Raw genomic sequence first — 26,046 nt, forward strand, 5'->3', positions numbered from 1 at the left:
CGCCTCAGACCAGCCGGCCGTGGCAGTGCTTGAACTTCTTGCCGCTGCCGCAGGGGCATTTCTCGTTCCGACCCGGATTGCCCCAGGTGCTGGGATCGTCCTCGACAAAACCGGGGGCGGCGCCCGACGACGCGGGATCGGCGTCGCCGGCCCGTTCCAGCGCCTTCGCCTCGCTGGCCGCGGCGGCCTGCTCCATCTGGCGCTGCATCTCGGCTCGCTGGGCCTCCATCTGCGCCAGCATCTGCTGCTGCTCCTCTTGCGTCAGCGGGCGCACATGGGCCAGCTGACGGGTCACGTCCACGCGCAGGCTGTCCAGCATTCCCTGGAACAGCTGGAACGCCTCGGATTTGTATTCATTCAGCGGATCGCGCTGCGCATAGCCGCGGAACCCGATGACCGAGCGCAGATGCTCCAGCTTCAGCAGATGTTCGCGCCACTTGGTGTCGATCACCTGCAGCAGCACCTGCTTTTCGATCGTGCGCATGGTTTCCGGGCCGAAATCGGCAGCCTTCCTGGCCATCATTTCGTCGGTGGCCTTGATCAGGCGTTCGCGGATCTGTTCGTCGTCCACGCCTTCCTCGGCCGCCCATTCCATCACCGGCACGTCCACGCCCAGCTTTTCGATCACCTGGGCATAGAGCCCTTCGGTGTTCCACTGGTCGGCATAGGTCCTGGGCGGCATGTATTCGTCCAGCAGGTCGTCGATGACCTCTTCGCGCATGTCGCGGACCACGTCCGACAGATCCTCGGACCCCATGATCTCGCGCCGCTGCTTGAAGATCACCTTGCGCTGGTCGTTCATCACGTCGTCGAACTTCAGCAGGTTCTTGCGGATGTCGAAGTTGCGCGCCTCGACCTTGGCCTGGGCGCGTTCCAGCGACTTGTTCACCCAAGGGTGGATGATCGCCTCGCCTTCCTTCATTCCCAGCGTCTTGAGCACCTTGTCCAGCCGTTCCGACCCGAAGATCCGCATCAGGTCGTCTTCGAGCGAAAGGTAGAACGCCGTGCGCCCCGGATCGCCCTGACGGCCCGACCGGCCGCGCAGCTGGTTGTCGATGCGGCGGCTTTCGTGGCGTTCCGAGCCCATTACGAACAGGCCGCCGGCCTCGATCACCTTCTGTTTTTCCTCGGCGTGTTTCGCCTCTTCTGCGGCGCGCAGTTCTGCGGGGTCGGCCTCGGGGTTCTCGGCCAGCGCGCGCAGCACCTTCAGTTCGATATTGCCGCCCAGCTGGATGTCGGTGCCGCGCCCGGCCATGTTGGTGGCGATCGTCACCGCGCCGAAACGGCCGGCCTCGGCCACGATCTCGGCCTCCTGCTCGTGGTGGCGGGCGTTCAGCACGTTGTGCTTGATCCCTTCCGCCGTGAGCATCTGCGACAGCATCTCAGACTTTTCGATCGAGGTGGTGCCGACAAGTATCGGCTGGCCCTTTTCGTGAGCCTTCTTGATGTCCTCGATCATCGCGCGATATTTCTCGGCCGCGGTGCGATAGACCTTGTCGTCCTCGTCGATCCGGGCGACGGGTCGGTTGGTCGGAACCTCGACCACGCCAAGCCCGTAGATTTCCATGAATTCCTCGGCCTCGGTCATCGCCGTGCCGGTCATCCCGGCCAGCTTGTCATAAAGCCGGAAATAGTTCTGCAGCGTGATGCTGGCCAGCGTGACGTTCTCGGGCTGGATCGCCACGCCTTCCTTGGCCTCGATCGCCTGGTGCAGGCCCTCGGACAGGCGCCGGCCCGGCATCATGCGGCCGGTGAATTCGTCGATCAGGATCACCTCGCCATTGCGGACGATGTAATCCTTGTCCTTCTGGAACAACTTGTGCGCGCGCAGGCCCTGGTTCAGGTGGTGCACGATCGTGGTGCTTTCGGGATCATACAGCGGCTGGCCCTCGGGCAGCAGGCCGCGCGCCACCAGTTGCTGTTCGAGAAACTCGTTGCCCTCGTCGGTGAAGGTGACGTTGCGGGTCTTTTCGTCGATCTCGTAATGGCTTTCCTCGAGCAGCGGGATGATCTGGTCGATCGTCTTGTAAAGATCGGTCCGGTCATCCGCCGGCCCCGAGATGATGAGCGGCGTCCGAGCCTCGTCGATCAGGATCGAGTCCACTTCGTCCACGATCGCGTAATGGTGATGCTTCTGGTAAAGCTGGCTGAGTTCGGCCTTCATGTTGTCGCGCAGATAGTCAAAGCCGAACTCGTTGTTCGTGCCATAGGTGACGTCGGCGGCATAGGCGGCCAACTTTTCGGCATCGGGCATGTTGGACCAGATCACGCCGGTGGTCATGCCCAGCGCGGCAAAGACCTTGCCCATCCATTCGCTGTCGCGTTTGGCCAGATATTCGTTGACGGTGACGACGTGAACGCCCTTGCCTTCCAGCGCGTTCAGATAAGCGGGGAAGGTGGCGACCAGCGTCTTGCCCTCGCCCGTCTTCATCTCGGAGATGTTGCCCTGATGCAGGAAGATCCCGCCCATCAACTGCACGTCAAAGGCCCGCAGGCCCAACGCCCGTTTCGCCGCCTCGCGGCAGTTGGCAAAGGCTTCGGGCAGCAGGTCGTCGAGGCTCTCGCCCGCTTCCAGACGCTTGCGGAACTCGTCGGTCTTTTCCTTCAGCCCCTCGTCGCTGAGCTTTTCGAATTCCGGCTCCAGCGCGTTGATCTTTTCCACCAGCGGGCGGATCGCCTTGATCTTGCGGTCGTTCGGCGTCCCGAACACCTTTCTGGCGAGTGCTCCAAAACCCAGCATGTTCTCTCCCGAGGAACTGTCAAAATGCGTGTGACTGACAGGCTTGCCCGCCGGTCACGCAACCCATAGATACGGGGGTGTCAGACGGTCCTGTCTCAAGGCCACAAGGCGATGTAAGGGTCAGGTCCAACAGTGTCAACGCCGCGCCCTGACGCGGCCCCCGAATAGGAAGAATTCATGCGCAAAGGCCTCACTTTCCTGCCGACTCTGGCGCTTGCCGCCGCTCTTGCCCTGCCGGCAGCCGCCGAGCCCCCGACCGCCGATACGGTGGTGGCGCGGGTCAACGGCACCGAGATCAAGCTGGGCCATGTGATCATCGCCCGCGCGCAACTGCCCGCCCAGTATCAGCAGATGCCCGCCGAGCTGCTGTATGAGGCCATCGTCAACCAGCTGATCCAGCAGGAGGCCCTGCGGCAGGCGTTCGACGGCCCGTTGCCCCCGCGCGTGACCATGTCGCTCGAAAACGAAAAACGGTCCCTGATCGCCGGGGAAGAGATCGAAAAACTGCTGGGCACTGTCGGCACCGAGGACGAGATTCGCGCCGCCTATGACGCCAAATATGGCGAAGGCTTCGGCGGGCAGGAATACAACGCCTCGCATATCCTCGTGGAAACGAAGGAAGAGGCCGAGGCGATCAAGGCGGAACTGGACGGTGGCGCCGATTTCGCGGAACTGGCCAAGGCCAAGTCCACCGGCCCTTCCGGCCCCAATGGCGGCGCGCTGGGCTGGTTCGGCGAAGGCGCGATGGTGCCGGAGTTCGAAGCGGCCGTGAAGGCGCTCAAGGTCGGCGAGGTGTCCGGGCCGGTGCAGACCCAGTTCGGGTGGCACATCGTCAAACTGAACGATTCCCGCAAGGCCGAGGCGCCCAAGCTGGAGGATGTCCGCGACGAGATTCTGGACCAGATCCGGCGCGACGCGATCCAGAAGCGGGTCGAAGAGTTGACCGATGCGGCGCAGGTGGAGCGGGTCGAGATCGAAGAGTTCGACCCCAACGCCATTTCCGACATTTCGCTGCTGGGGAACTGATCATGGCGGGCGCGTTGCCGGTATCCCCGCTGGCACCGGCGGGTTTTCCCGAACTGCCGGTGATCGGCGGCGTGCGTTTCGCCGCGGCCGAGGCCGGCGTTCGCTACAAGGGCCGCACCGACGTGATGCTGGCGGTGATGGATCCGGGCACGTCCGTGGCCGGGGTCTTCACCCGCTCGGCCACGCGGTCGGCGCCGGTGCTGGACTGTCAGGCCAAGATCGGCGGCGCCTCTGATTCAGGCGCGGCGATCTTGGTCAATTCCGGCAATGCCAATGCCTTTACCGGCCGCTACGGCGAAGAGTCGGTGGCCGCCATCTGCGCGGCTGTGGCCAGTGCTACCGGCGTGCCGCAGGGGCGCGTTTTCACCGCCTCGACCGGCGTGATCGGAGAACCCCTGCCGCATGACCGGATCCTGGCGCGGTTGGACACTCTGACCGGCGCACTGGCACCGGGCGCGATGGAACAGGCCGCCCGCGCGATCATGACCACCGACACCTTCCCCAAGGGATCGGCCGCTCAGGTCGAGATCAAAGGCAGGGCCGTCTCCATCGCCGGCATCGCCAAGGGTTCGGGCATGATCGCGCCGGACATGGCGACGATGCTGGTCTATATCTTCACCGATGCCGGATACGATCAGGCAGCGCTGCAATCGCTGCTGGCGGAACTCACCGACCGGACCTTCAACTGCATCACCGTGGACAGCGACACCTCGACTTCGGACAGCCTGATGCTGTGCGCCACCGGCGCGGCGGACGTCGATGCCACCGGCAACCCCGCCTTTGCCGAGGCTTTGCACGGCGTGATGCTGGACCTTGCGCAGCAGGTTGTGCGGGACGGCGAAGGCGCGACCAAATTCGTCGAGATCCGTGTGACCGGCGCGGCCAGCGATGCCGACGCCAAGATCCACGCCATGTCGATTGCCAATTCACCGCTGGTCAAGACCGCCATTGCGGGCGAAGACCCCAACTGGGGCCGGGTCGTGATGGCGGTGGGCAAATCCGGCGCAGCCGCCGACCGCGACCGGTTGACGATCCGGTTCGGAGACATCCTCGTGGCGGAAAATGGCTGGGTCAGCCCGGACTACCGCGAAGAGGACGCCGCCCGCTTCATGAAGGGCCAGGAACTGGTGATCGCTGTCGATATCGGGCTTGGCGCGGGTGCGGCGACGGTCTGGACCTGCGACCTGACCCATCAATACATCGCGATCAACGCGGATTACCGGTCGTGAAAACCGTTCTCGTCTCTGCCGTTGCCCTGATCGACCGCGACGGGCGGGTGCTGCTCGCCCAACGGCCCGAGGGCAAATCCATGGCCGGCCTGTGGGAATTTCCCGGCGGCAAGGTCGAACCGGGCGAAACTCCCGAGGCCGCGCTGATCCGTGAATTGCAAGAGGAGTTGGGCATCGACACCTGGGCGTCCTGCCTGGCGCCGCTGACCTTTGCCAGCCATTCCTACGACGATTTCCACCTGCTGATGCCGCTTTTTGCCTGCCGCAAATGGGAAGGCATCCCGCAATCGCGCGAAGGTCAGGCGCTGAAATGGGTGCGCGCGGTCGAGCTGCGCGACTATCCGATGCCGCCGGCGGATGTCCCCCTGATCCCGATTTTGCGGGACTGGTTGTAGCCCCGCTTTCGCGCGCCGCGACCGTCTTGGGGCTCCGTTTCTCCTGCCGTCAAGAAAATGGTCGTTTTCTCAGCCGATTGTGTATAAATTCAGCAATCATTCATCATGTCCTGCTCATGGGGGGATCATGGCATGTTGGTGACGGTGACGATCGGATCGTGCGTATCGGTCCAGGGAACATATGTGCGCACCCTGCCCGATGGCCGGGTCGAGGTGCGCGTCGGCGACAAGATACACCAAGGCCAGCCGGTGAAAACCGCAGCGTAAAAAGCCACCACTCACCAACTGACAGAGGCAGCCCGAAGGCTGCCTCTTTTTTCATTCCGCGTGATGCGCGTCAGTCCAGCGTGCGTTCCACCGTTTCGCGCTCGAAGATCTCGATCACGTCGCCCTGGCGGATATCGTCGTAGTTCTCGAACGCCATGCCGCATTCCTGACCCGACTGGACCTCGGCGACCTCGTCCTTGAACCGCTTGAGCGTCTTCAGCGTGCCTTCGTGGATCACCACGTTGTCGCGCAGCAGACGCACCCCGGCCGAACGGCGGGCGACGCCTTCGGTGACCAGACAGCCGGCCACCTTGCCCACGCCCGAAACCTTGAAGACCTCCTTGATCTCGGCGTAACCGATGAACTTTTCGCGCACCTCGGCCTCGAGCAGGCCGCTGGCGGCCTTCTTCACGTCGTCCACGAGGTCGTAGATCACGCTGTAATAACGGATCTCGACGCCCTTCTGGTTGGCGGCCTGACGAGCCGGGGCGTTGGCGCGGACGTTGAAGCCGATGATCGGGGCGCCCGATGCCTCGGCCAGACCCACATCGGTTTCGGTGATCGCGCCCACGCCCGAATGCAGCACGCGCACGCGCACCTCTTCGTTGCCGATCTTCTCCAGCGCCTGGACGATCGCCTCGGCCGAACCCTGCACGTCGGCCTTGACCACCACGGGCAGTTCCTTGACGTTGGCATCCGCCTTGGCCTTGGCCAGGAGCTGATCCAGCGTCGTGCCGGCACCGGCGGCGGCGCGTTTTTCCTTGGCCTTTTCCTGCCTGTATTCGGCGATCTCGCGCGCCTGCGCCTCGTTTTCGACCACGTTCAGGATGTCGCCGGCCTCGGGCGTGCCCTGCAGGCCCAGCACCTCGACCGGAACCGACGGACCAGCTTTCTTGACGCGTTCGCCTTTGTCGTTCTCCATTGCGCGGACGCGGCCCCACTGTTCGCCCGCGACGAACACGTCGCCCTGATGCAGCGTGCCCTTCTGGACCAGCACCGTCGCGACGGGCCCGCGGCCCACGTCCAGCTTCGCCTCGATCACCGCGCCCTCGGCCGGGCGGTCGGGATTGGCCTTGAGTTCCAGGATCTCCGCCTGAAGCGCGATCGCCTCGAGCAGCTCGTCGATGCCCTGGCCGGTCACGGCGGAGACTTCGACATCCTGCACGTCGCCCGACAGCTTTTCGACGATCACTTCGTGCTGCAGCAGTTCGGTGCGCACCTTGTCGGGGTTCGCGGCCGGTTTGTCGATCTTGTTGATCGCCACGATCATCGGAACGCCGGCGGCCTTGGCGTGGTTGATCGCCTCGATCGTCTGCGGCATCACCGAATCGTCCGCAGCGACAACCAGCACCACGATATCCGTCACCTGCGCCCCGCGCGACCGCATCGAGGTAAAGGCCGCGTGGCCCGGCGTGTCCAGGAAGGTCAGAACCTGCCCGTCCTTGGCCTTGACCTGATAGGCGCCGATATGCTGCGTGATGCCGCCGGCTTCGCCCGAAGTGACGTTTGTGTTGCGGATCGCATCCAGCAGCGACGTCTTGCCGTGGTCCACATGGCCCATCACGGTGACGACCGGCGGGCGCGGCTTCAGATCCTCGGGCTTGTCCTCGATCTGCTGGATCACGTCCTCGACATCGGCATCCGACACGCGCACGGCCTTGTGACCGAATTCCTCGATGATGAGCTCCGCCGTATCGGCGTCGATCGACTGGTTCTGCGTGACCATCATGCCCATCTGCATCAGCGACTTGACCACGTCGGCCACGCGCTCGGCCATGCGGTTTGCCAGTTCGCTGACCACGATGGTTTCCGGCAGCTGAACCTCGCGGATCACCTTTTCGCGCTGCACCGGGCCGCCCATCGCCTTTTGCCGGGCGCGTTCCTGCTTGCGCTTCATCGCGGCCAGCGATTTCTGCCGGCCATCACCGCTGAGCGCCTGATTCAGCGTCAGCTTGCCGGAGCGGCGGCCGCCTTCGTCGCGCCCCTTGCCGCGGCGCTGCTCGCGTTCGCGTTCGGGCTTGCGGGCCGGTTGCGGCGCGGCCTTGGCGGCGGGCCGGGCCGAGTCCTGCGCCGGCGCGGTCTTGGCGGTCTGCTCGGCCTGAGCCGCACGGCGCGCGGCTTCTTCCGCCTCGCGGCGCTGGCGCTCTTCCTCTTCAGCCTTCCGCCGGGCGCGTTCCTCGGCCTCGCGCTGTTCGCGCTCCTTGGCCTCCTGCTCGGCGCGGCGGCGTTCCCGCTCTTCGGCACGCGCCTTTTCCTCGGCCGCACGGCGCGCGGCTTCCTCGGCCTCGCGGGCCTTGGCGGCCTGCAGCGCCTTCAGCCGGCGCTCCATTTCGGCATCCGAAATGCCCGCGGGGCGCTTGGACTTGTCGCCAGCCTTCGCGGTTTTTGCCGTTGGTGCGGTGGGCTTGGCTGCGCCGGGCTTGGGCACCACAACGCGTTTGCGCTTGGTTTCCACCACGACGTTCTTGGTCCGTCCGTGGCTGAAGCTCTGTTTCACGCTACCCGAGCGCGCTCCGCCCCGCAGGCCCAATGTCTTTTTGCCGTCACTATCGCTCATAAAGCTACTTACCCTTCCGCGCGGCCCTTGCCGCCGTCTTTCCATCCGCGCACAGCACGCAGGCGTTGCGCTTCCTCTACAACACGTTTGCCGAGTCCACCAGAGGCGAGCGCCGCATGTATCACGGTTTGACGCCCAAATGCCATGCCCAGTTCCTCTGCCGTCAGCCAGCCGATGTATCGGCCGCGATACGGCGTGCTCAGCTTCGACTTGCCACGCGCCGATCCGTCCATCGCCTGGATCAGCACATGCGCCCGGCCCTGATCGAGCCAGGACTTGACCTTTTCATAGCCCGCCACCGCATCGCCGGACTTGCGCGCCAGGCTGATGAGGTCCACCACGCGGCGCGCCAGCTGACGCTCGATCTCGTCCACCATGCCATCGGGCACGGTGACCGGCCGCTTGAAGCCGCGCGCGAACAGCCGCTTGGCCACCGCCTTTTCCAGCGCGGCGCGATCGGCCGACACATAGACCCCGCGCCCCGGCAGCTTGCCCGCGATGTCGGGCACGACCACGCCGTCCGGCGTCGCCACGAACCGGATCAGCCTCGCCTTGGGCTGAACCTCGCCCGTGACGATGCATTTCCGCTCGGGCCCGTCCGACCGTTCCTTTTTCGCGCCGCCGCGGCTCATGCCGGCTGCTCCCGGGGCCTGCGATCAGGCCCCGGCCTCCTCGGCGGTTTCCTCAGCCTCGGCGTCTTCCTCGTCCGCCTCCAGATCCGCCGGATCGACCCAGCCCAGCTGGACCCGTGCGGTCATGACGAGATTTTGCGCCTCTTCCAGCGATACGTCAAAGGGTTCGAGAATGCCGTCATCCTTGACCCGTTCGCCGTCCACCGTGGTCCAGCCGCCGGCCAGCTCCCAGTCGGCGCAGGTGGCAAAGTCCTCGAGCGTCTTGATCCCTTCCTTGGCCAGCGCCTCGATCATCTGGGGGCTGAGGCCCTCGAATTCAATCAGGCTGTCCTCGGCGCCCAGTTCGCGGGCATGTTCGATCGCCTTGCGGGCCTGCTCGTCCAGATAGTCGCGGGCACGCGCCTGCAATTCGCGGGCGGTGTCCTCGTCCACGCCGTCGATGACCAGCAGCTCGTCAAGGTCCACATAGGCGACTTCCTCGAGGCTGGTGAAGCCTTCCGACACCAGCAGCTGAGCGAAGAATTCGTCCAGATCCAGCGTGTCCATGAACAGCTTGGTGCGTTCCTCGAACTCCTTCTGACGGCGGGCGCTTTCCTCGGCCTCGGTCAGAATGTCGATGTCCAGACCCGTCAGCTGCGACGCCAGACGCACGTTCTGACCACGGCGGCCGATGGCCAGGGACAGCTGGTCCTCGGGCACGACCACCTCGATCCGGCCGGCATCCTCGTCCAGCACCACCTTGGACACCTCGGCCGGCTGCAGCGCGTTCACCAAGAAGGTGGGCAGATCCTCCGACCACGGGATGATGTCGATCTTTTCGCCCTGAAGCTCGTTCACCACGGCCTGCACCCGGCTGCCGCGCATGCCGACACAGGCGCCGACCGGATCGATCGAACCGTCATGGCTGACCACCGCGATCTTGGCCCGGCTGCCGGGGTCGCGGGCGACGGCCTTGATCTCGATGATGCCGTCATAGATTTCCGGCACTTCCATCTTGAACAGCTCGGCCATGAATTCGGGCGCGGTGCGCGACAGGAAGATCTGCGGCCCGCGCGTCTCGCGCCGGACGTCCTTGACATAGGCGCGGATCCGGTCGTTCGGACGATAGCTTTCGCGGCCGATCTTTTCGTTGCGGCGCAGGATCGCCTCGCCCCGGCCCACGTCCACGATGACGTTGCCGTATTCCTCGCGCTTGACGACGCCGTTGATGATGGTGCCGATGCGGTCCTTGAACTCTTCATACTGCCGGTCGCGCTCGGCCTCTCGGACCTTCTGCAGGATCACCTGCTTGGCGCTCTGCGCGCCGATCCGGCTCATGTCTACCGGCGGGATCTCTTCCTGGAAGATGTCGCCCACCTGCGGCCCGCCCGAAAAATCCTCGATCGGCTGGCCGTCGCGCAGCCACACCGCGCGCCCGTCCTTGCTGGGCTCGAAATAGGCGCGGGCCTGATCCACGGTCATCTCGGCCTGGTAGTTCTCCATATCCTCTTCTTCGACCACGGTGCGCACGCGGGTAAAGGTCGCCCGGCCGGTCTTGCGGTCGATCGACACGCGAATGTCCATCTCGCTTCCGTAACGGCTCTTCGCCGCGCGGGCGAGGCTTTCCTCCATCGCCTGGATCACCAGATCCGGGTCGATCATCTTTTCGCGCGCCACCGCCTCGGCGGTCTGCAGCAGCTCCAGCTGGTTGGCAGAGGTGATTGCCATCAGTCGTCCTCCTTCCCGGACCCTTCGGTTTCGGTCTCGATCTCGTCAAACTTGGTTTCGTCGATTGCGCCGGTGGCCTTGCGGGCCTTCAGCATGTCGCGGATCAGGTCGTCGGTCAGCACCAGCTTGGCGTCCGACAGCCAGTCGAATTTCAGCCCGATCGTCACTGTGCCCTCGCCCGATCCCGGCGCCGCCACGTTGATCAGCACCTCGTCGCCCTCGACACCCGCCAGAACACCGCGAAACCGGCGGCGACTGTCGATCGGCTGGTTCGTCTCGATCTTCGCCTCATAGCCCTCGAAGGCCTCGAAATCCTTCAGCCGGGTCAGCGGGCGGTCGATGCCGGGGCTGGAGACCTCCAGCGTGTAGGCATCCAGGATCGGATCCTCGACATCCAGAACCGCGCCCACCGCATTGGAAATCTCGGCGCAGTCATCCACTTCGATCCCGCCCTCGGGCCGGTCGGCCATGATCTGCAGCGTCGTGGCCTTGCCCGACATCAGCCGCACGCGCACCAGCTCGAACCCCATGTCCTCGATGACGGGGGTGATGATCTCGGCCAGGCGCCGGTCGATGGCGGATTTGGCGATCAGGTCGTTGGTCATTCTGTTCCAGACACAAAAAAACGGGCCCGCGGCCCGTCACAACGTTTCCGGTGGAGCCTCGGGTGTGGACCCCAAGGCGCCGCTGTTGAAGCCCATATAGGCCGTTGTCCGCGACTCTGCAAGCCCTGCTTCTTTCTGGTCCCAAATACCCTCGCCGAAGGCATCGCGCCGCAGGCGCGATTCTCGCCCTCAGCCGACCCACCACCGCTCGGCGATGCGGAAGTCGTCCAGCGGCGCGCGCGTCCCGATGGCCTTCGGCACGCCCAGCCCCGCGCGGGCGGCAAGCGCCATGTTGTCGCGCGAAGGGTGGTAGAAGAACTCTCCGCGCTCCAGCAGCCCGTCCGGCTGCGGCAACGCCGCCACATCCACGAATCCATCGCGCAGGGCCTCGGCCCGCACGCCCGGATCCGGGATCACCACAATCTCGAACTCATCGACCCAGCCCGCGCTGCCCGCACGATAATGCCCCTCGACCTTGCGGCCCAGGAAATGCCGACCGGCATCGGCGCGCACGGTGCGATAGGCGCCTGTGCCCACGGCCTGCGACAACTCGCCCGCCACATGACCACCCGGCGCCACGATCAGGGCCGAATCAGCCAGCAACAACGGTAGTTGCGGATTGCCCTCGCGCAGCGAGATGCGCAGAACGCCGGACTCTTCGGCCTCGATCCGCGCGCCCCGCAACGCGGGCGATTCATGCGCGACGAGCGACTCGGCCACGTCCCGCGCCACCAGCCGCCGCCCGTCGTGAAACCTCACCCCTTCGTGCAAGGTGAACAGCCAGTCCCGCGCGTCCGGGCCGCACTGCCAGCTCTTCGCCAGTTCGCCGCGCAGCACGCCGTCGGGCGCGACCTCGGTCAGTGTGTCGAACACGGCCGCCCGCGCCACGGCGCAGAGGCTGCTGTCGTCGCGCGGCACCGCCAGACGCAACCGTCCGCCGGGCCGGGGCGTGGCTGCCAGCGACACGCCCGAGGCCGCCAGCAGCGCCGCGGCGGCACCCGAGGTGAACAGGGCGCGGCGGTCGATCCGGCTCATGCCAGCTCCTCCGCCAGCGCGTCCATCTCGCGGACCAGTTCGGCGCTGATCCCGGGCTCCGACAGCGCGTGCCCTGCGTTGCGCACCATCTTCAACCGCCCCGCGGGCCACAGCTCGTTCAACCGCCAGGCCGAGACCGGCGGGCAGATCATGTCATAGCGCCCTTGCACGATCACGCCGGGGATATGCGAAATCCGGCTCATGTCGGCAAGGATCTGCCCGTCGCGTTCGAGAAACGCCTTGTTGTGGAAATAGTGATTCTCCAACCGGGCAAAGGCGCGGGCATAGTCCGGCGGGCCTTCCCCGGCCTGCCCGTTGGAATGGATCGAGGCCAGCGCGTTCTCCCAGTGCGACCAGGCGCGCGCATATCTGACCTCTTCGCCCATGTTTCCGGAAAAAAGCCGCCGGTGATAGGCCGCGATCAGGTCGTGGCGCTCGGCCTCGGGGATGGGGGCCACGAACCGCGCCCACTGTTCGGGCCAGAACCGCCCGGCGCCGCCGCCATAGAACCAGTCAAGTTCCGCCTGGGTGGCCAGGAACACTCCGCGCAGCACGAGCCGCATCACCCGGTCCGGGTGGGCCTGCGCATAGACCAGCGCCAGCGTCGCCCCCCAGCTTCCGCCAAAGGCGATCCAGCGGTCGATCCCGAGGACCACCCGGATTCGCTCGATGTCATCAACCAGATGCCAGGTCGTATTGTCCTTGACCGACGCGTGCGGGCGCGACCGGCCGCATCCGCGCTGGTCGAACAGCACGACGCGATAGACGCGGGGGTCGAAATAGCGGCGCATCGCCGGGCTGCATCCGCCGCCGGGGCCGCCATGCAGAACGACGACCGGGATCCCGCGCGGATTGCCGCATTGCTCCACGTAGATGTGATGACCCTGCCCGACATCCACCATGCGCTGATCGAAAGGGTCGATCGGCGGATGCAGATATTGCACTGCGCGCTTTTGATCCGGGTATTTGTCCATTACTGACCTATATAAGCCGCAACCGATAAAACAGCGAACGGAGCCCGGAATGCAAGCGCCTCAGTTCACCGTCGATCCCGCCGAGGTCGCCAAGTTCGAGGCGATGGCCGCCGAATGGTGGGATCCGCACGGCAAGTTCAAGCCGCTGCACATGCTGAACCCTTGCCGGCTGGACTATATCACGACGCAGATCGCCGGCGAGTTCAGCCGCGATTTGTCGCAGCCCCGCCCGTTCGAGGGACTCCGGCTGCTCGACATCGGCTGCGGTGGCGGCCTGCTGAGCGAGCCCATGGCGAGACTTGGCGCGCAGGTGGTGGGCGCGGATGCCGCCGAAGGCAACCTGCCCGTCGCCCGGATCCATGCCGAACGATCCGGACTTGTGATCGACTATCGCCACACCACGGCCGAGGCGCTGGCCGAAGCGGGCGAGACCTTCGACGTGGTGCTGAACATGGAAGTGGTCGAGCACGTCGCCGACCCGCTGGCCTATCTCACGGCCTGCCGGCAACTGGTCAGGCCGGGGGGGGTGCATCTGTGTTCCACGATCAACCGAACGGCCAAGTCCTTTGCCGCAGCGATCGTCGGCGCGGAATACGTCATGCGCTGGTTGCCGCGCGGCACGCATGATTGGTCGAAATTCATCACGCCGGATGAACTGTACGACCTGCTGCGCCGGGCCGGGTTCGAGCCGGTGGACCGCAAGGGGTTCGTGTTCAACCCCATTTCCTGGCAATGGCGCCTGTCCGACCGCGATCTGAGCGTGAACTACGTCACCGCCAGCGTCGTTCCCGGCTGAGCGCGGCCGGCGGCGGAGCGCGGGGCCTCTCCCGTCGCGCCGGAGGCCCGCCATGGTTGCGAGGGGCTCTGCCCCTCGCGCTCCCCGGAGTATTTTCGGCAAGATGAAGGAGCGGGGGTCGGAGAGTTCCGGCCTCCGGTCCGCCCGCCCCTGCGAAGCGCTAGTCGAGGCTTTCCAGGCGCAATCTCAGGTCGCGCAGCACGGGCAGCACCGCGCGCACCCGAGCCACGCCGAGATCCCCCACCAGTTCGTCGATCAACGGGGCAATGACGGAAATAGCCTGATCGCGCGCGCGGCGCCCGGCCGGGCTGATCGCGACCAACTTGCGGCGCGCGTCGTCCCAGTCGGGGCGGATATGCACGTAACCGGCCCATTCCAGTTTGTTGAGCGTGTTGGTCATCGCCCCGCGCGTGACGTGGAACACGTCGGCCAGCTGCGCGGGCGTGCGTTCGTCGGCGACGAAGGCCAGGTGATTCAGAACCGAGAAATGCGAAATCTCCATGCCCTTGGGCAGCACCCGGCTGAGCCGGTTCCTGAGGAGCTGATCGGCGGTCAGAATCTCGCTGAAGAGCGCGACCGCCAGGGCGTGGGGTTCGTCATTCATGGGCTCTGGCCGATCATGGACCGCGAAAGGGTCGGATGTGGCTCAGCGACGGTACGCGCCGCCGGGCTTCGTCCACTGCTTTATCATCCATGTCGGAAATGTGAACGCCCGGTTCGGTTCCGGCATCCACGACCACCTCGCCCCACGGGGCAACGGCCAAGCTGTGGCCATGGGTTCGGCGGGGACGGCCGCGGCTGATCGGGTGATTGCCGGTCTGGGCCGGCGCCAGCACCCAGCAGCCGTTCTCGATCGCGCGGGCGCGCAGGAGCGGCTCCCAGTGCGCCGCGCCGGTGACCGGCGAGAACGCCGCGGGAACCGTCAGGATCCGCGCCCCGGCTCGCGCCAGCGCCTGGTGCAGATGCGGAAAGCGGATATCATAGCAGACGGTCATCCCTACCCGCCCGAACGGCGTGTCAGCCACCACCGCCCGGTCGCCGGGCCGGTAGCCGTCCGATTCGCGAAAGGTTTCCTCGGGCGTCACATCGACGTCGAACATGTGGATCTTGTCATAGCGCGCGATGATCGACCCGTCCGGCCCGATCAGGAAGGACCGGTTCGCGAACCGCCCGTCCGAGTCGTCGGTCTTCAGCGCCAGAGAACCGATCAGCAGCCAGATCCCCAGATCCGACGCCTGCGCCCGCAGCGCGGCCAGCGTGGGGTCGTCGGCCTCGTGGCGCAGAACCTCGCTCTGATGGCTGCGACTGTTGGAGACGCAGTTCGTAACCTCGGGCGTGAGCACGAAGCGCGCGCCCTGCCCGGCCGCCTGCGCCACAAAGCCCATGGTCTGTTCCAGGTTGGCTGTCGGGTCATCGCCCGAGCACAATTGGACCAGCGCCGTTCGCATCACGAGGCCAGCAGAGCGTCGAGCTTGCCGTCGCTTTCCAGCTCATACAGATCGTCGCAGCCGCCCACATGGGTTTCGCCGACAAAGATCTGCGGCACCGTGCGGCGGCCGTTGGCGCGCTGGATCATCTCGGGCTTGCGCGACGGGTCGCGCAGCACGTCGATTTCGGTATAGCGCACGCCCTTCTTGTCCAGCAGCCGCTTGGCCGCGTGGCAGAACCCGCAGAGCGGCGAGGTGTAGATTTCGACCGGTTTCATTCATTCATCCCCAATGGCCGCATTCCTTGTCGGGGATTTAGTCATCCTTTGCAACACGTGCCAGTGTCAGAATGTGAACTTCCGCCGCACCCGCGTCCAGCGCCGCGTGGGTGCAGGCGGCCAGGGTGGCGCCCGATGTCATCACGTCATCGACCAGCAGAACCGCGCGGCCCTGCGCCCGACCCGCGCGGCGGGGATGCGGGCGGATCGCCTGCGTCAGCAGCGCGAAGCGATCTTCGGCGCCCAGTCCTTCCAGCATCGGCATGCGCCGCATGCGTTGCAGCAGGTCCGGGCAGACCTCCAACCCCACGGCCCGCGCCAGCGATTGCCCCAGCAGCGCGGACTGGTTGTAGCGCCGCCGCCATAGGCGCGACCAGTGCAGCGGCACCGGGGCTACCAGCATCCGCTCTTGCAGGATCTCGCGCCCGGCGCGGGCCATCCAGGCGCCGGCGGCGCGGGCGATCTCGGGCCGGTCGCCGTGTTTCAGCGCCAGCACCAGTTCGCGCGCCTTGTCACGATAGAGCAGCGTGGACCGGCCGTTGCGCCAGGGCCGGGGGCGGTCCATGCAGTCGTCGCATTCGATGCGGAACCCGTCGCGCTCGCCCGGCAGGGGCGTTCCGCAGGAGTCGCAAACCGTGCCGCCGATGAAGGGCGTATCGCGCCAGCAGGTCGCGCAAAGGCCAAAGTCGCTTTCGACCATCGCGCCGCAGCCCAGGCAGCGGGGGGGATAGACGACCTCGATCGCGGTTTGAATCCGCGCCCTGATCCGCTTAGGTTGCGCCCATGTCACACGCCGCCCCCCTGTTCGACCGTTCTGCCCTGCTGGCCCATCGCAAACGGGTCCGGCCCGAAGCGCTGTTTCTGCACCGCGCCGCGCAGGACGAGGTGCAGGATCGCCTGTCGATGGTTAACAGAACCTTTACTGCGCCGGCCGTGGTCACGCCCTTTCCCGATCTCTGGGCGTCACTGTTCCCGACAGCGGCGATCGTTTCCGACGAGGAAACGCTGGACCTGGCGCGCGGTGTGCATGACCTTGTGATCCACGCGATGGCGCTGCACTGGGCCAATGACCCGGTGGGCCAGCTGATCCAGTGCCGGCTGGCGCTGAAGCCGGACGGGCTGTTGCTGGCGATTCTGCCGGGGGGTGAGACGCTGCGCGAGTTGCGCGCCGCGCTGGGGCAGGCGGAGATCGAGATCGCCGGAGGGCTGTCCCCGCGCGTAGCCCCGATGGGCGAGATCCGCGACCTCGGCGCGCTGCTGCAACGCGCGGGCCTGGCGCTGCCGGTGGCCGACAGCCTGACGCTGACGGCCGAATACCGCGATCTGCGCCACCTGATGCACGACCTGCGCGACATGGGCGAAGCCAACGCGCTGAGCGACCGCCTGCGCCACCCGACCCGCCGCGCGGTCTTCGACCGGGCCGAGGCGCTCTATCGCGCGGCCTTTGCCACGCCCGAGGGCCGTCTGCCCGCCACGTTCGAGCTGGTCTGCCTGACCGGGTGGTCGCCCTCCGACAGCCAGCCCAAGCCGCTGCGGCCCGGATCGGCGCAGGCAAGGCTCGCGGATGCGTTGAAAACGACCGAGACCAAACTTTCCGATTGACCGACAGGCCGGCGCCGCTAACTCACGACAGACGCAGAACGCTCAAGGACCGACCATGACCGACCGCAGCCGCCCAGCGCATGCCCCCGAAGACCACCCGGCCCTGCCGTCCGACAAAATCGGCATCCTGCTGGCCAATCTGGGCACACCGGACGCCACCGATTACTGGTCGATGCGGCGCTATCTGAACGAGTTCCTGTCCGACAGGCGGGTGATCGACCTGCCGCGCTGGAAATGGCAGCCCATCCTGCAGCTGATCGTGCTGACCAAGCGGCCGTTTTCCAGCGGCGCCGCCTATCGGTCGATCTGGAACACCGAGCTGGACGAAAGCCCCCTGCTGACCATCACCAAGGCACAGACGGCCAAGTTCGCCGCACGCATGGCCGATCGGTTCGGCGACCGCGTGATGGTGGATTTCTGCATGCGCTACGGCAACCCCTCGACACCGGCGAAGCTGCGCGAGATGGTCGAGGCCGGATGCCACCGCATCTTGTTCTTTCCGCTCTACCCGCAATATGCCGGCGCCACGACCGCCACTGCAAACGACCAGTTCTTTCGCGCGCTGATGGCCGAGCCCTGGCAGCCAGCCAGCCGCACGGTGCCGGCCTATTTCGACGACCCGGCCTATATCGACGCGCTGGCCCGGTCGATCGAACGCGCCTATGCCGAAATCGCCGGCCGGCCGGAGATCCTCGTCTGCTCCTACCACGGGATGCCGGAACGATATCTGACGCAGGGCGATCCCTATTACTGCCAGTGCCAGAAAACCACGCGGCTGCTGCGTGAACGGCTGGGCTGGGACGAGACCGAGATCATCAGCACCTTCCAGTCACGCTTTGGCCGCGAGGAATGGCTGAAGCCCTATACCGTGGAAGAGGTCGCCCGGTTGGCCCGCGCCGGCAAGAAACGGATCGCGGTCTGTGCGCCGGCCTTTTCCGCCGACTGCATCGAGACGCTGGAGGAAATCAACGTGGAAATCCGCGACGCGTTCCTCGAGGCGGGCGGCGAGAGTTTCACCTATATTCCCTGCCTGAACGACGATGATGCGCATATCGACGCGCTGGCCGGAATCGCTGCGCGCGAACTGGGCGGCTGGCTGGACTGATCCGCACGACGCCCTGAGGTCGGACCGGAAACGAAGAAAGGCGGGGATCTCTCCCCGCCCTTCGAAATTCGCAAGTCGCGTCGCTTAGTTGGAAGCGACAGCCGCGCCGACCAGCACCAGCAGAAGGACGGGCAGAACCCAGCCGCTCGACGCGCTTTGGGACTCTTCCACGATGACCGGCGCTTCGACGACCGGCTCGGCCAGCGAACCAGCGTTGGCGGACGAAGCGGCAGCAGCCAGAGCAGCGGCGAGAACGAGTTTCTTCATGTTAACCTCCAGAAATCGCGCGCCCCAAAAAAGAGCACGCTTTCAAGTCTTACCTCGTGGGTTTGTTCTAAGCAGCGAATCGGCTCGATTGCAAACGCTTGTTGGAAATATCGCGCTTTGCCGGCCCGAAATGTCGTCAAATAAGCAACACTTGCGTTCCCACCTTGGTCAGACCGAACAGCTCTTCGATATGGTGGTTGTAAAGCCCGATGCAGCCGTTCGATGACCGCCGCCCGATCTTGCGCGTGTCGTGGGTTCCGTGGATGCGATAATACTGCCAGCTGAGATAAAGCGCATGCGTGCCCAGCGGGTTGTCCGGCCCCGGCGGGATGTAGTCCGGCCATTCGGGATTGCGTTTCTTCATCGAAGGCGTGGGCCGCCAGCTGGGGCCGACGACCTTTTGCACCACCTTCGTCCGGCCGCGGCGGGTCAACTCGTCCGTCAGCGGCACGCTGCAAGGGTAGAGTTTGTAGATCGTCTGATCCTCGGACCAGAAATGCAGCGCCCGCGAAATCGTATCCACAAGGATCGCACCGTTGTGCAGATCGCTGAAATAGGGCTGCCACTGCTGCGTCTTGAAGCTCGAGATGTTGTGGCGCACCGGCGGCTCGGGATCCGGCGGCGGGCGCAGGGGATCATAGGCCTGCTCTGCGGTGTCCTGATCTTCGCTCGCCGCGACGGCGGGAACACCCAGCAAGGCCGCCGACCCGGCAAGAAAGCCGCGGCGCGTCGGTGATTTGAACGGATTGTTCGTCATGTCTCGACCCCTCGGACGCTCGGACCAGTCAACTTCCGGCGGCATGATAAGGCCCCGCCTCGACAAGCGCAATTCACACCGCCGTCACGCACGCCCCGACGGCAAAGGGCGAATTGCGCATCCCCTATCGACCCTGTAAACCCGATGAAAATCTTGCTTCCGGGTGCGTGTCATGGGACGTCTCGTTGTCATACTCTTGGGTCTGTTTGCGTTGGCGGCGTGTGATCCGGGCTACGACTCCACCGTCCTGGACTCCGACGGAAAACCGCTGCCCAAGGTCTATCGGATCCGGCCCGGCCAGACCGCGGAAATCCAGTATCGGATGCTGGACGCGGTCAACGCCCTGCGTGCCTCGGCCGGGGCCGGGCCGGTGCAACTGGATCCGGCGCTGAACGCCGCCGCGGCGACCCATTCGCGCGACATGTCGGTTCAGAACCGGCCGTGGCACTTCGGATCCGACGGGTCGTCTCCGCTCGACCGGGTTCAACGGGCGGGATATGCCGGCACGCTGCTGGGCGAAAACATCTCGGAGACCTTCGAGACCGAGATGCAGACACTTGCCGCCTGGATGGAGGAACAGGGCACGCGCGAGGTGCTGATGGACCCCCGCGCGACGAAGATGGGATTCGCCTGGCATCAGGAACGCAGCGGAAAGCTGTGGTGGACCCTGTTGATGGGAACCTGACCGGCCCGCGTCACGCCCGGATCGTGATCGGGGTGCCCAGCCGGACCATGGCATAGATCTCTTCGATCTCGCGGTTCTTCACCGCGATGCAGCCGGCTGTCCAGTCCGGTCCCTTGCCCTTTTTCACGCCGGGGTTGGGCTGTCCGTGGATGAAGATGTCGCCGCCCGGATCCATGCCCATCGCCCGGGCCAGTTCGATGTCGCGCCGGTTGGGATAGGAGATGCCGACTGACAGGTGAAAGTCGCTGTTGGGGTTGCGGCGGTCGATCACATAGGTGCCCTCGGGCGTCTTGCCGTCGCCCCTGACCCGCTTGGGCCCCACCGGAGCAAAGCCCAGCGCAACCTTGTAGGATTTCAGCACCTCGTTGCCGTGCAGCAGGTAAAGGCGCCGCGCGCCCTTGTTGAGTACGATTGAGGTCACCTCGGGGCCGTTGTAGGTTCTGAACTTGCTGCTGCACCCGGCCACCGCGAGGGTCGCCAACGCACCCAGACCGAACGTCCTGCGCTTCATCATCGTCCCTGTCCCGTTCGTCCTGCCTCGTTGCCGCAGGGATACCGCAAATCGCCGACGCCGGGAAATCACTTTTCCGTCCCTGTGCGGCGGTCGGGTTGCGCCACGCGGTCCAGCCGGCGCTCGATCGCCTCGAGCCGCGCCAGCACCTCGTCGCGATAGGCATCGGTGCGTTCGGCCTCGCCTTCGTGATGGGCCTCCTGCATCGAATTGACGATCAGACCGACCAGCAGATTCACCATGACAAAGGTCGTCGCCATGATGAACGGCACGAAGAACGCCCAGGCGTGGGGGTGAACCTCCATCACCGGGCGCACGATGCCCATCGACCAGCTTTCCAGCGTCATGATCTGGAACAGCGAATAGGCGCTGCGGCCCAGGTTTCCGAACCAGTCGGGAAAGGTATCGCCATAAAGCGTCGTCGAGATCACCGAGCCGATGTAGAAGATGATCCCCAGCAGAAGAAATACGCTGCCCATGCCGGGAATGGCGGTGACGAAGCCCTCGACAACGCGGCGCAGGCGCGGCGTCACCGACACCACCCGCAGCACCCGCAGGATGCGCAGCGCTCGCAGCGCCGAAAACGCCTGCGCCGCCGGGAACAGCGCTATGCCGACGATCACGAAGTCGAACAGGTTCCATGGGTTCACGAAAAACCGCAGGCGGTAGGCGGCCATCTTCAACGCCAGCTCGGCCACGAAGATCGCAAGGCAAAGCGTGTCCAAAAACCGCACTGCGGGACCGATCCGCGCCATCAGGCCGTCCGATGTCTCCATGCCCAGAAGCATGGCGTTGAACAGGATGACGCCCATGATCGCCTGCCCGAAGATCGGCGCCTCGACAAGCGCCACCAGCCGTCTGGAAAATCCCATCGTCCCGCGTCCCTGCATTGTTCCTGCCTCGTCACGCCAGCCGAAAGGCCGCCGCCAATTCCAAATGGGCCGACCAGCGGAACTGATCAACCACCTGAACACGGTCCAGCCGATAGCCCGCATCCACCAGCGCCCGCGCGTCACGGGCGAACGTCACCGGGTTGCAGGACACATGCGCGATCACCGGAACGCGGGAGCGGGCCAGCTCGGCGACCTGCGCCTCGGCCCCAGCGCGGGGCGGGTCGATCACCACGGCGTCGAACCGGTCCAGTTCGTCGGCCAGAAGCGGGCGGCGGAACAGATCGCGCGCCTCGGCCGTCACGCGTTTCAGACCCTGCGTTTCGCGCCAGCTGCGGTCGAGCGCGCGGATCATCGCCGCGTCGCCTTCGACCGCATGCAACTCTGCCGCCTCGGCCAGTGGCAGGGCAAAGGTGCCGCAGCCCGCGAACAGATCGGCGATCCGGGTGGCCCCGGCGACCGCTTCGCGCACGGCATGCAGCAGCGCCGCCTCGCCTTCGGGGGTTGCCTGCAGAAAGGCGCCGGGAGGCGGGATCACGCCCGCCCGCCCGAACCGCTGAATCGGCGGCAGACGGGTGGCGATTACCTCGTCGTCCCAGGCCAGCCGCGCCAGCCGGTGTCGCGCGGCCAGCTGCGCCAGTTCGGCCCGAAACGGCCCGTCCAGCGGCTTGCCGCCGCGCACCGCCGCGTCCAGCCCGCCTTCGGACCGGGTGACGCTGACGGCAAGCTCGTGCCGGCGGCTCGCCCCGATCATCGCAAGGTCGCGCGCCAGCGGCAGGCCCGCCAGAAGGTCGGGATGCAGCAGCCGGCAGTCAGGGATCTCGGTGATCGTGCCCGATGCCCGCCCGTGGAACCCGGCCAGCGCCCCCTTTTTGGTGCGCCGCGCGGCAAACGTGGCTCGCCGCCGCGACTGGGGCGGCGAGGTCACGGTGGGCGGCAGATCCGCCTCCAGCCCCTGCGCGGCCAAGGCAGCGCGGACAACCTCGCGCTTCCAGTCGGCAACGAATGGGTCCGAGGCATGCTGCAACTGGCAGCCGCCGCAGGATCTGTAGTGACGGCAGGGCGGCTGCACGCGGTCGGGCGATGGCGTCTCGATGCGGATCTCGGTCAGCCGGGTGCCGTCGCGCAGCCCGCTTACCACCTCGCCCGGCAGTGCGCGCGGCACGAAAACCGGCCCGGCGGCGATGCCGTCGCCCTGATGGCCCAGACGTTCGATCGTGACTGACTCTCGCATGGCGCCCAGATAGACCGAAGAGCCGCCGCGGAAAACCGGAATGTCAGGCGCGGCCCAGCAGCTCGTCGCGCGTCAGCGCAAATCCCGAGGCGATCCATTCCCTTTCCAGCCGTTTCAACGCCGCGCCCAGCGCCGGGCCCTGCAACGCCGGCATCAGATCTGCGGGCCTGACCGGAAACCGGGCCCGCGCCCCGCGCTCTGCCGCCTTTGCGGCCTCGACGTCCCAGGGCTGGCCCAGCATCGCCGCGCGCAGCAGAAGCACATCGCGCGCCTCGTCGGCCCCCAGCCGATAGCCCAGCTCGGCCGGCCCCATGTCGCTGCCCACCGCGTCGCGCAGCCGTTCCAGCCGTTTCGCCTGCGCCCGGCTGAGCCGCAGCCGGTCGGCCACGTCCACCCCGCCCAGGATCGCCAGCCGCCGCAGGGCATCCGGCGCGACGCCGGCCTGCTGCTCCAGATGCACCAGCGCAGCGAGGTATCGGTCATCCGCCCCCGGCAGGAACTGCCCCAGCGCCCCGGTGGACCGCATCGCCGCGACCGAGGGCGCCGGATCGGGTGCCGCCAGCAGCTTGAGCATCTCGGTCCCGACCCGTTCGCGCGACAGAGTCGAAAGCCCCTCCAGATTGGCCGCGATCGCCGCGAGCGCGTCGGGATCGAACCCGCCTTCGGGGTCGCCATACCAAGCGTGGAACCGGAAATAGCGCAGGCTGCGCAGATAGTCCTCGCGGATGCGGTCATTGGCATCCCCGATGAACCGCACCCGCCGCGCGCGCAGGTCCGGCAACCCGCCCAGCGGATCGACGATTGTGCCGTCAGGCCGGGCATAAATCGCGTTCATGGTGAAATCGCGCCGCGCGGCGTCTTCCTCAATGGTTCCGGCATAGGCGATCACCGCCCGGCGCCCGTCGGTTTCGACATCGCGGCGAAAGGTCGTGACCTCATGCGGGATGCCGCCATTGACCAGAGTCACGGTGCCGTGGTCGATCCCTGTGGGCACCGCCTTGATGCCGGCGGCCTCGGCCAGTTCCATCACCCGTTCCGGCGGGGCGTCGGTGGCGATGTCGATGTCGCTGACCGGCGCGCCCAACAGCGCATTGCGTACGCAGCCGCCCACGAACAGCGCCTGCGCGCCGCCATCCTGCAAAGCCTTGCACACGCCTTGCGTGGCGGGGTTGGTCAGCCAGTCTTCGGTAATGCGGGTGTCGTCGGTCATGTCTCCATCCGGGCGGCCAGTCCGCGCAGGATACGCGCGGTTGCACCCCAGATGTAGTAGGGACCGTAGGGAACCGTGAAGTAATACCGTCGCCGTCCGCGCCAGATGCGCGATTCCACGCGGAAGTTCCGCGGATCGATGACATGGGACAGCGGGACCGAGAACACCTCGTCCACCTCGCCGGGTTCGGGCACCGGCGCAAAGGCCGACCGCAGCACCGCCACCACCGGCGTCACGCGAAAACCGGTGACGGTTTCGTGCTCGGGCAGGTGGCCGATGATTTCGGCGAGTCCGGGCGGCAGCCCGATCTCTTCGCGCGCCTCGCGCAGCGCGGCGGCGGTGGGGTCGGCGTCGCCTTCGTCCACCTTGCCGCCGGGAAAGGCGATCTGACCGGGATGGTGTTTCAGGGCCGAGGACCGCTTGGTCAGGATCAGGCGCGGCGTGCCGAAGGCCAGCGACACCGGCACCAGCACCCCCGCCGGGCGCAGCCGGCGGTCGGGCGGCAGAACCGTATCCGGGTTCAGGTCAAAGTCGGACGATTCGTCCCCCGGGCGTTCCAGCGCCGCCCGCAACCGCTCGATCACCTCGGCGGCTCCGTCACTCACCGTCGCGTTTCTCCGCTTCGAATCCCAGCGTCTTGGGGTCCAGATCGTAATGCGCTCCGCAGAACTGGCAATCGGCGGTAACGCGGCCATCCTCGGTGGTCATCGTTTCGATGTCGCGGGCCGAATAGATCGACAGCGCCCGGCGCACACGTTCCTCCGAGCAGGTGCAGCCGAAGCGCACCGCCTGTGCGTCGAACACGCGCGGGGATTCCTCGTGGAACAGGCGCACCAAAAGGTCCGGGGTCGGCAGCGACGGGCCGATCAGTTCCATGTCCTCGACCGTGTCCAAGAGGATGTTGACGCGGTTCCAGTTCTCGCTGTCATCGCCCTGCACCAGATCGCGCGCCTTCAGAACGTCGCCCGTGCCGGGGCCGGTGGCCGCAAAGGGCGACGCCTTGGGCATGTGCTGCACCATGATCCCGCCGGCGCGCCAGTGATCCTCGACACCGGGTCCGGACGACTTGCCGAACCGCAGAACGAACCGCGTCGGAAGCTGTTCGGACTGGGCAAAATAGGACTCGGCACTGTCCGTCAGCGACTTGCCCGTCAGCGGCGTGATGCCCTGATAGGGGGCCATGCCTTCGCCTTGATCGATCAGGATCGCAAAATACCCCTCTCCCAGCTGCGCGAACGGGGCGTCGTCGGTCAGACGCTCGGCATCATAGCCGGCATAGGCACGGATGCGGGCCGAGCGCCCATCTTCATCCGGCGCGAAATAGTCGGTGGCAATCATGCGCACGGGGCCGTTGGTCTGCACCTGCAGAGACAGCTTCCAGCGCAGCTTGATCGTCTGGCCGATCAGCGCGGTCAAAAGCGCCATTTCCGCGATCAGCGCCTCCACCTGCGGCGGGTAGTCATGCTGGCTCAGGATACCGTTGAGCACTCCGTCAAGCCGCGCCACGCGGCCACGCATGTCGGAAGCGTCGAGCTGGAAAGGCAGGACCGTATCGTCCCACGCGATTTGCGATCCGGATTTCATGGGGGTTTCCTTGCACGCCCGTCATTGGCATATCGCGCTATATAGGCAGAACCCACCGGGATGGAAGAGGCAGGCGCATGATCAGGCGATTCGGCGAGTCCCCCGAACCCGGCCGCCGGTATCGACTGCGGCGCGGGGTCTACGCGCTGTTGCCCATCGGCCGGCGGCTGCTGCTGACCGTGCAGCATCAGCCGCATCCCGACCTGCAGCTGCCCGGTGGCGGAATCGACGCGGGCGAATCGCCGGTCGCGGCCTTGCATCGCGAGGTGAGAGAGGAGACCGGCTGGAAGATTGCCGCCCCCCGCCATGTCGGCACCTTTCGCAGGTTCGCCTACATGCCCGAATACGATCTCTGGGCGGAAAAGATCTGCCTGATCTTCACCGCCCGACCGGTGCGGCGCCTCGGGCCGCCGACCGAACCGTTTCACGAACCCCTCTGGATGGACGCAGGGCAGGCAGCACGGCACCTGGGCAATGCCGGCGATCGCCATTTCGCCCGCGCGTTGGCCCGAAAACCGTGACCTTGGATGTCC

At 66.1% G+C, this 26,046-nt stretch carries 28 protein-coding genes; 9 read left to right on the forward strand and 19 right to left on the reverse strand.

Features of this window, described 5'->3' with window-relative positions; genetic code table 11:
• Window positions 1–4: 4 nt before the first annotated feature.
• Window positions 5–2,740: a preprotein translocase subunit SecA gene (secA, locus tag C4S70_RS09090; RefSeq protein ID WP_104007803.1), complete on the reverse strand. Its 2,736-nt coding sequence runs from the start codon at window positions 2,738–2,740 to the stop codon at window positions 5–7.
• A 177-nt stretch (window positions 2,741–2,917) separates the two neighbouring features.
• Between secA and C4S70_RS09095 the strand changes: the two genes are divergently transcribed.
• The 4 genes from C4S70_RS09095 (at window position 2,918) to C4S70_RS19315 (ending at window position 5,657) form a co-directional block, all read left to right on the forward strand.
• The gene (locus C4S70_RS09095) at window positions 2,918–3,766 is read left to right on the forward strand and encodes a peptidylprolyl isomerase (protein WP_104007804.1); all 849 of its coding nucleotides are present in this window, start codon (window positions 2,918–2,920) and stop codon (window positions 3,764–3,766) included.
• A gap of 2 nt (window positions 3,767–3,768) precedes the next feature.
• On the forward strand, window positions 3,769–4,995 hold the full coding sequence (argJ, locus tag C4S70_RS09100; protein WP_104007805.1) for a bifunctional glutamate N-acetyltransferase/amino-acid acetyltransferase ArgJ: 1,227 nt from the start codon (window positions 3,769–3,771) through the stop codon (window positions 4,993–4,995).
• Window positions 4,992–5,390 carry an 8-oxo-dGTP diphosphatase MutT gene (gene mutT, locus C4S70_RS09105; RefSeq protein ID WP_104007806.1) on the forward strand — a complete coding sequence of 133 codons (399 nt, stop codon included), beginning with the start codon at window positions 4,992–4,994 and terminating at the stop codon, window positions 5,388–5,390. The genes argJ and mutT overlap by 4 nt, the downstream gene beginning before the upstream one ends.
• 132 nt (window positions 5,391–5,522) lie before the next feature.
• Window positions 5,523–5,657 (forward strand): hypothetical protein, encoded by a 135-nt coding sequence (locus tag C4S70_RS19315; protein ID WP_268807780.1) that lies wholly within the window; start codon window positions 5,523–5,525, stop codon window positions 5,655–5,657.
• Window positions 5,658–5,727: 70 nt separating this feature from the next.
• Here the strand turns inward: C4S70_RS19315 and infB are convergent, their stop codons facing one another.
• From infB to pip, 6 genes are all read right to left on the reverse strand, one after another.
• Window positions 5,728–8,214, reverse strand: coding sequence for a translation initiation factor IF-2 (infB, locus tag C4S70_RS09110; protein WP_104007807.1), 2,487 nt, complete (start codon window positions 8,212–8,214; stop codon window positions 5,728–5,730).
• A gap of 8 nt (window positions 8,215–8,222) precedes the next feature.
• Window positions 8,223–8,846, reverse strand: coding sequence for an RNA-binding protein (locus C4S70_RS09115; RefSeq protein WP_104007808.1), 624 nt, complete (start codon window positions 8,844–8,846; stop codon window positions 8,223–8,225).
• A 24-nt stretch (window positions 8,847–8,870) separates the two neighbouring features.
• Window positions 8,871–10,553 carry a transcription termination factor NusA gene (gene nusA, locus C4S70_RS09120; RefSeq protein ID WP_104007809.1) on the reverse strand — a complete coding sequence of 561 codons (1,683 nt, stop codon included), beginning with the start codon at window positions 10,551–10,553 and terminating at the stop codon, window positions 8,871–8,873.
• A complete protein-coding gene (gene rimP, locus C4S70_RS09125; protein ID WP_104007810.1) occupies window positions 10,553–11,158 on the reverse strand; it encodes a ribosome maturation factor RimP in 606 nt (201 codons plus the stop codon). The genes nusA and rimP overlap by 1 nt, the downstream gene beginning before the upstream one ends.
• Before the next feature lie 189 nt (window positions 11,159–11,347).
• Window positions 11,348–12,193 (reverse strand): ABC transporter substrate-binding protein, encoded by an 846-nt coding sequence (locus C4S70_RS09130; protein ID WP_104007811.1) that lies wholly within the window; start codon window positions 12,191–12,193, stop codon window positions 11,348–11,350.
• Window positions 12,190–13,167 (reverse strand): prolyl aminopeptidase, encoded by a 978-nt coding sequence (pip, locus tag C4S70_RS09135; protein WP_104007812.1) that lies wholly within the window; start codon window positions 13,165–13,167, stop codon window positions 12,190–12,192. The genes C4S70_RS09130 and pip overlap by 4 nt, the downstream gene beginning before the upstream one ends.
• 49 nt (window positions 13,168–13,216) lie before the next feature.
• On the opposite strand from pip, the gene ubiG reads away from it, so the two are divergent.
• Entirely contained in the window at window positions 13,217–13,963 is a 747-nt protein-coding gene (ubiG, locus tag C4S70_RS09140) for a bifunctional 2-polyprenyl-6-hydroxyphenol methylase/3-demethylubiquinol 3-O-methyltransferase UbiG (protein ID WP_104007813.1), read from the forward strand.
• 160 nt (window positions 13,964–14,123) lie between these two features.
• Here the strand turns inward: ubiG and C4S70_RS09145 are convergent, their stop codons facing one another.
• The 4 genes from C4S70_RS09145 to C4S70_RS09160 are packed head-to-tail and all read right to left on the reverse strand — an operon-like array spanning window position 14,124 to window position 16,434.
• Window positions 14,124–14,567, reverse strand: a complete 444-nt coding sequence (locus tag C4S70_RS09145) for a MarR family winged helix-turn-helix transcriptional regulator (RefSeq protein WP_104007814.1) — start codon at window positions 14,565–14,567, stop codon at window positions 14,124–14,126.
• A gap of 13 nt (window positions 14,568–14,580) precedes the next feature.
• Window positions 14,581–15,411 (reverse strand): carbon-nitrogen hydrolase family protein, encoded by an 831-nt coding sequence (locus tag C4S70_RS09150; RefSeq protein WP_104007815.1) that lies wholly within the window; start codon window positions 15,409–15,411, stop codon window positions 14,581–14,583.
• The gene (gene grxC, locus C4S70_RS09155; RefSeq protein WP_104007816.1) at window positions 15,411–15,668 is read right to left on the reverse strand and encodes a glutaredoxin 3; all 258 of its coding nucleotides are present in this window, start codon (window positions 15,666–15,668) and stop codon (window positions 15,411–15,413) included. The genes C4S70_RS09150 and grxC overlap by 1 nt, the downstream gene beginning before the upstream one ends.
• Before the next feature lie 37 nt (window positions 15,669–15,705).
• Window positions 15,706–16,434, reverse strand: coding sequence for a ComF family protein (locus C4S70_RS09160; RefSeq protein WP_268807781.1), 729 nt, complete (start codon window positions 16,432–16,434; stop codon window positions 15,706–15,708).
• A 17-nt stretch (window positions 16,435–16,451) separates the two neighbouring features.
• Here C4S70_RS09160 and C4S70_RS09165 point away from each other — a divergent pair, with 17 nt between their 5' ends.
• Window positions 16,452–17,270: a methyltransferase domain-containing protein gene (locus C4S70_RS09165; RefSeq protein WP_104007818.1), complete on the forward strand. Its 819-nt coding sequence runs from the start codon at window positions 16,452–16,454 to the stop codon at window positions 17,268–17,270.
• A gap of 55 nt (window positions 17,271–17,325) precedes the next feature.
• Window positions 17,326–18,375 carry a ferrochelatase gene (gene hemH / locus C4S70_RS09170; RefSeq protein ID WP_104007819.1) on the forward strand — a complete coding sequence of 350 codons (1,050 nt, stop codon included), beginning with the start codon at window positions 17,326–17,328 and terminating at the stop codon, window positions 18,373–18,375.
• 84 nt (window positions 18,376–18,459) lie between these two features.
• Here hemH and C4S70_RS09175 read toward each other — a convergent pair whose 3' ends face one another.
• Together C4S70_RS09175 and C4S70_RS09180 are read right to left on the reverse strand one after the other, a co-directional pair.
• Window positions 18,460–18,642 (reverse strand): hypothetical protein, encoded by a 183-nt coding sequence (locus tag C4S70_RS09175; protein ID WP_104007820.1) that lies wholly within the window; start codon window positions 18,640–18,642, stop codon window positions 18,460–18,462.
• Between the two features lie 136 nt (window positions 18,643–18,778).
• Window positions 18,779–19,399 (reverse strand): L,D-transpeptidase, encoded by a 621-nt coding sequence (locus C4S70_RS09180; RefSeq protein WP_104007821.1) that lies wholly within the window; start codon window positions 19,397–19,399, stop codon window positions 18,779–18,781.
• A gap of 172 nt (window positions 19,400–19,571) precedes the next feature.
• Between C4S70_RS09180 and dalA the strand changes: the two genes are divergently transcribed.
• The gene (gene dalA, locus C4S70_RS09185; RefSeq protein ID WP_104007822.1) at window positions 19,572–20,084 is read left to right on the forward strand and encodes a divisome-associated lipoprotein DalA; all 513 of its coding nucleotides are present in this window, start codon (window positions 19,572–19,574) and stop codon (window positions 20,082–20,084) included.
• A 10-nt stretch (window positions 20,085–20,094) separates the two neighbouring features.
• On the opposite strand, the gene C4S70_RS09190 is transcribed toward dalA, so the two are convergent.
• The 6 genes from C4S70_RS09190 to hslO form a co-directional block, all read right to left on the reverse strand.
• Window positions 20,095–20,595 (reverse strand): L,D-transpeptidase family protein, encoded by a 501-nt coding sequence (locus C4S70_RS09190; RefSeq protein WP_104007894.1) that lies wholly within the window; start codon window positions 20,593–20,595, stop codon window positions 20,095–20,097.
• Between the two features lie 68 nt (window positions 20,596–20,663).
• Window positions 20,664–21,467, reverse strand: coding sequence for an ion transporter (locus tag C4S70_RS09195; RefSeq protein ID WP_104007895.1), 804 nt, complete (start codon window positions 21,465–21,467; stop codon window positions 20,664–20,666).
• 31 nt (window positions 21,468–21,498) lie between these two features.
• Complete coding sequence (locus tag C4S70_RS09200; RefSeq protein ID WP_104007823.1) at window positions 21,499–22,719, reverse strand: class I SAM-dependent RNA methyltransferase; 1,221 nt, start codon at window positions 22,717–22,719, stop codon at window positions 21,499–21,501.
• A 43-nt stretch (window positions 22,720–22,762) separates the two neighbouring features.
• A complete protein-coding gene (locus C4S70_RS09205; protein WP_104007824.1) occupies window positions 22,763–23,929 on the reverse strand; it encodes a CCA tRNA nucleotidyltransferase in 1,167 nt (388 codons plus the stop codon).
• Complete coding sequence (locus C4S70_RS09210; protein ID WP_235003770.1) at window positions 23,926–24,534, reverse strand: CoA pyrophosphatase; 609 nt, start codon at window positions 24,532–24,534, stop codon at window positions 23,926–23,928. Before C4S70_RS09210 ends, C4S70_RS09205 begins: the two co-directional genes overlap by 4 nt.
• A complete protein-coding gene (gene hslO / locus C4S70_RS09215; protein ID WP_104007826.1) occupies window positions 24,527–25,513 on the reverse strand; it encodes an Hsp33 family molecular chaperone HslO in 987 nt (328 codons plus the stop codon). The genes C4S70_RS09210 and hslO overlap by 8 nt, the downstream gene beginning before the upstream one ends.
• Window positions 25,514–25,590: 77 nt before the next feature.
• Here hslO and C4S70_RS09220 point away from each other — a divergent pair, with 77 nt between their 5' ends.
• Window positions 25,591–26,034 carry an NUDIX domain-containing protein gene (locus tag C4S70_RS09220; protein ID WP_104007827.1) on the forward strand — a complete coding sequence of 148 codons (444 nt, stop codon included), beginning with the start codon at window positions 25,591–25,593 and terminating at the stop codon, window positions 26,032–26,034.
• Window positions 26,035–26,046: the final 12 nt, after the last annotated feature.

This window comes from Jhaorihella thermophila (genome assembly GCF_900108275.1).
Lineage (GTDB): Bacteria > Pseudomonadota > Alphaproteobacteria > Rhodobacterales > Rhodobacteraceae > Jhaorihella > Jhaorihella thermophila.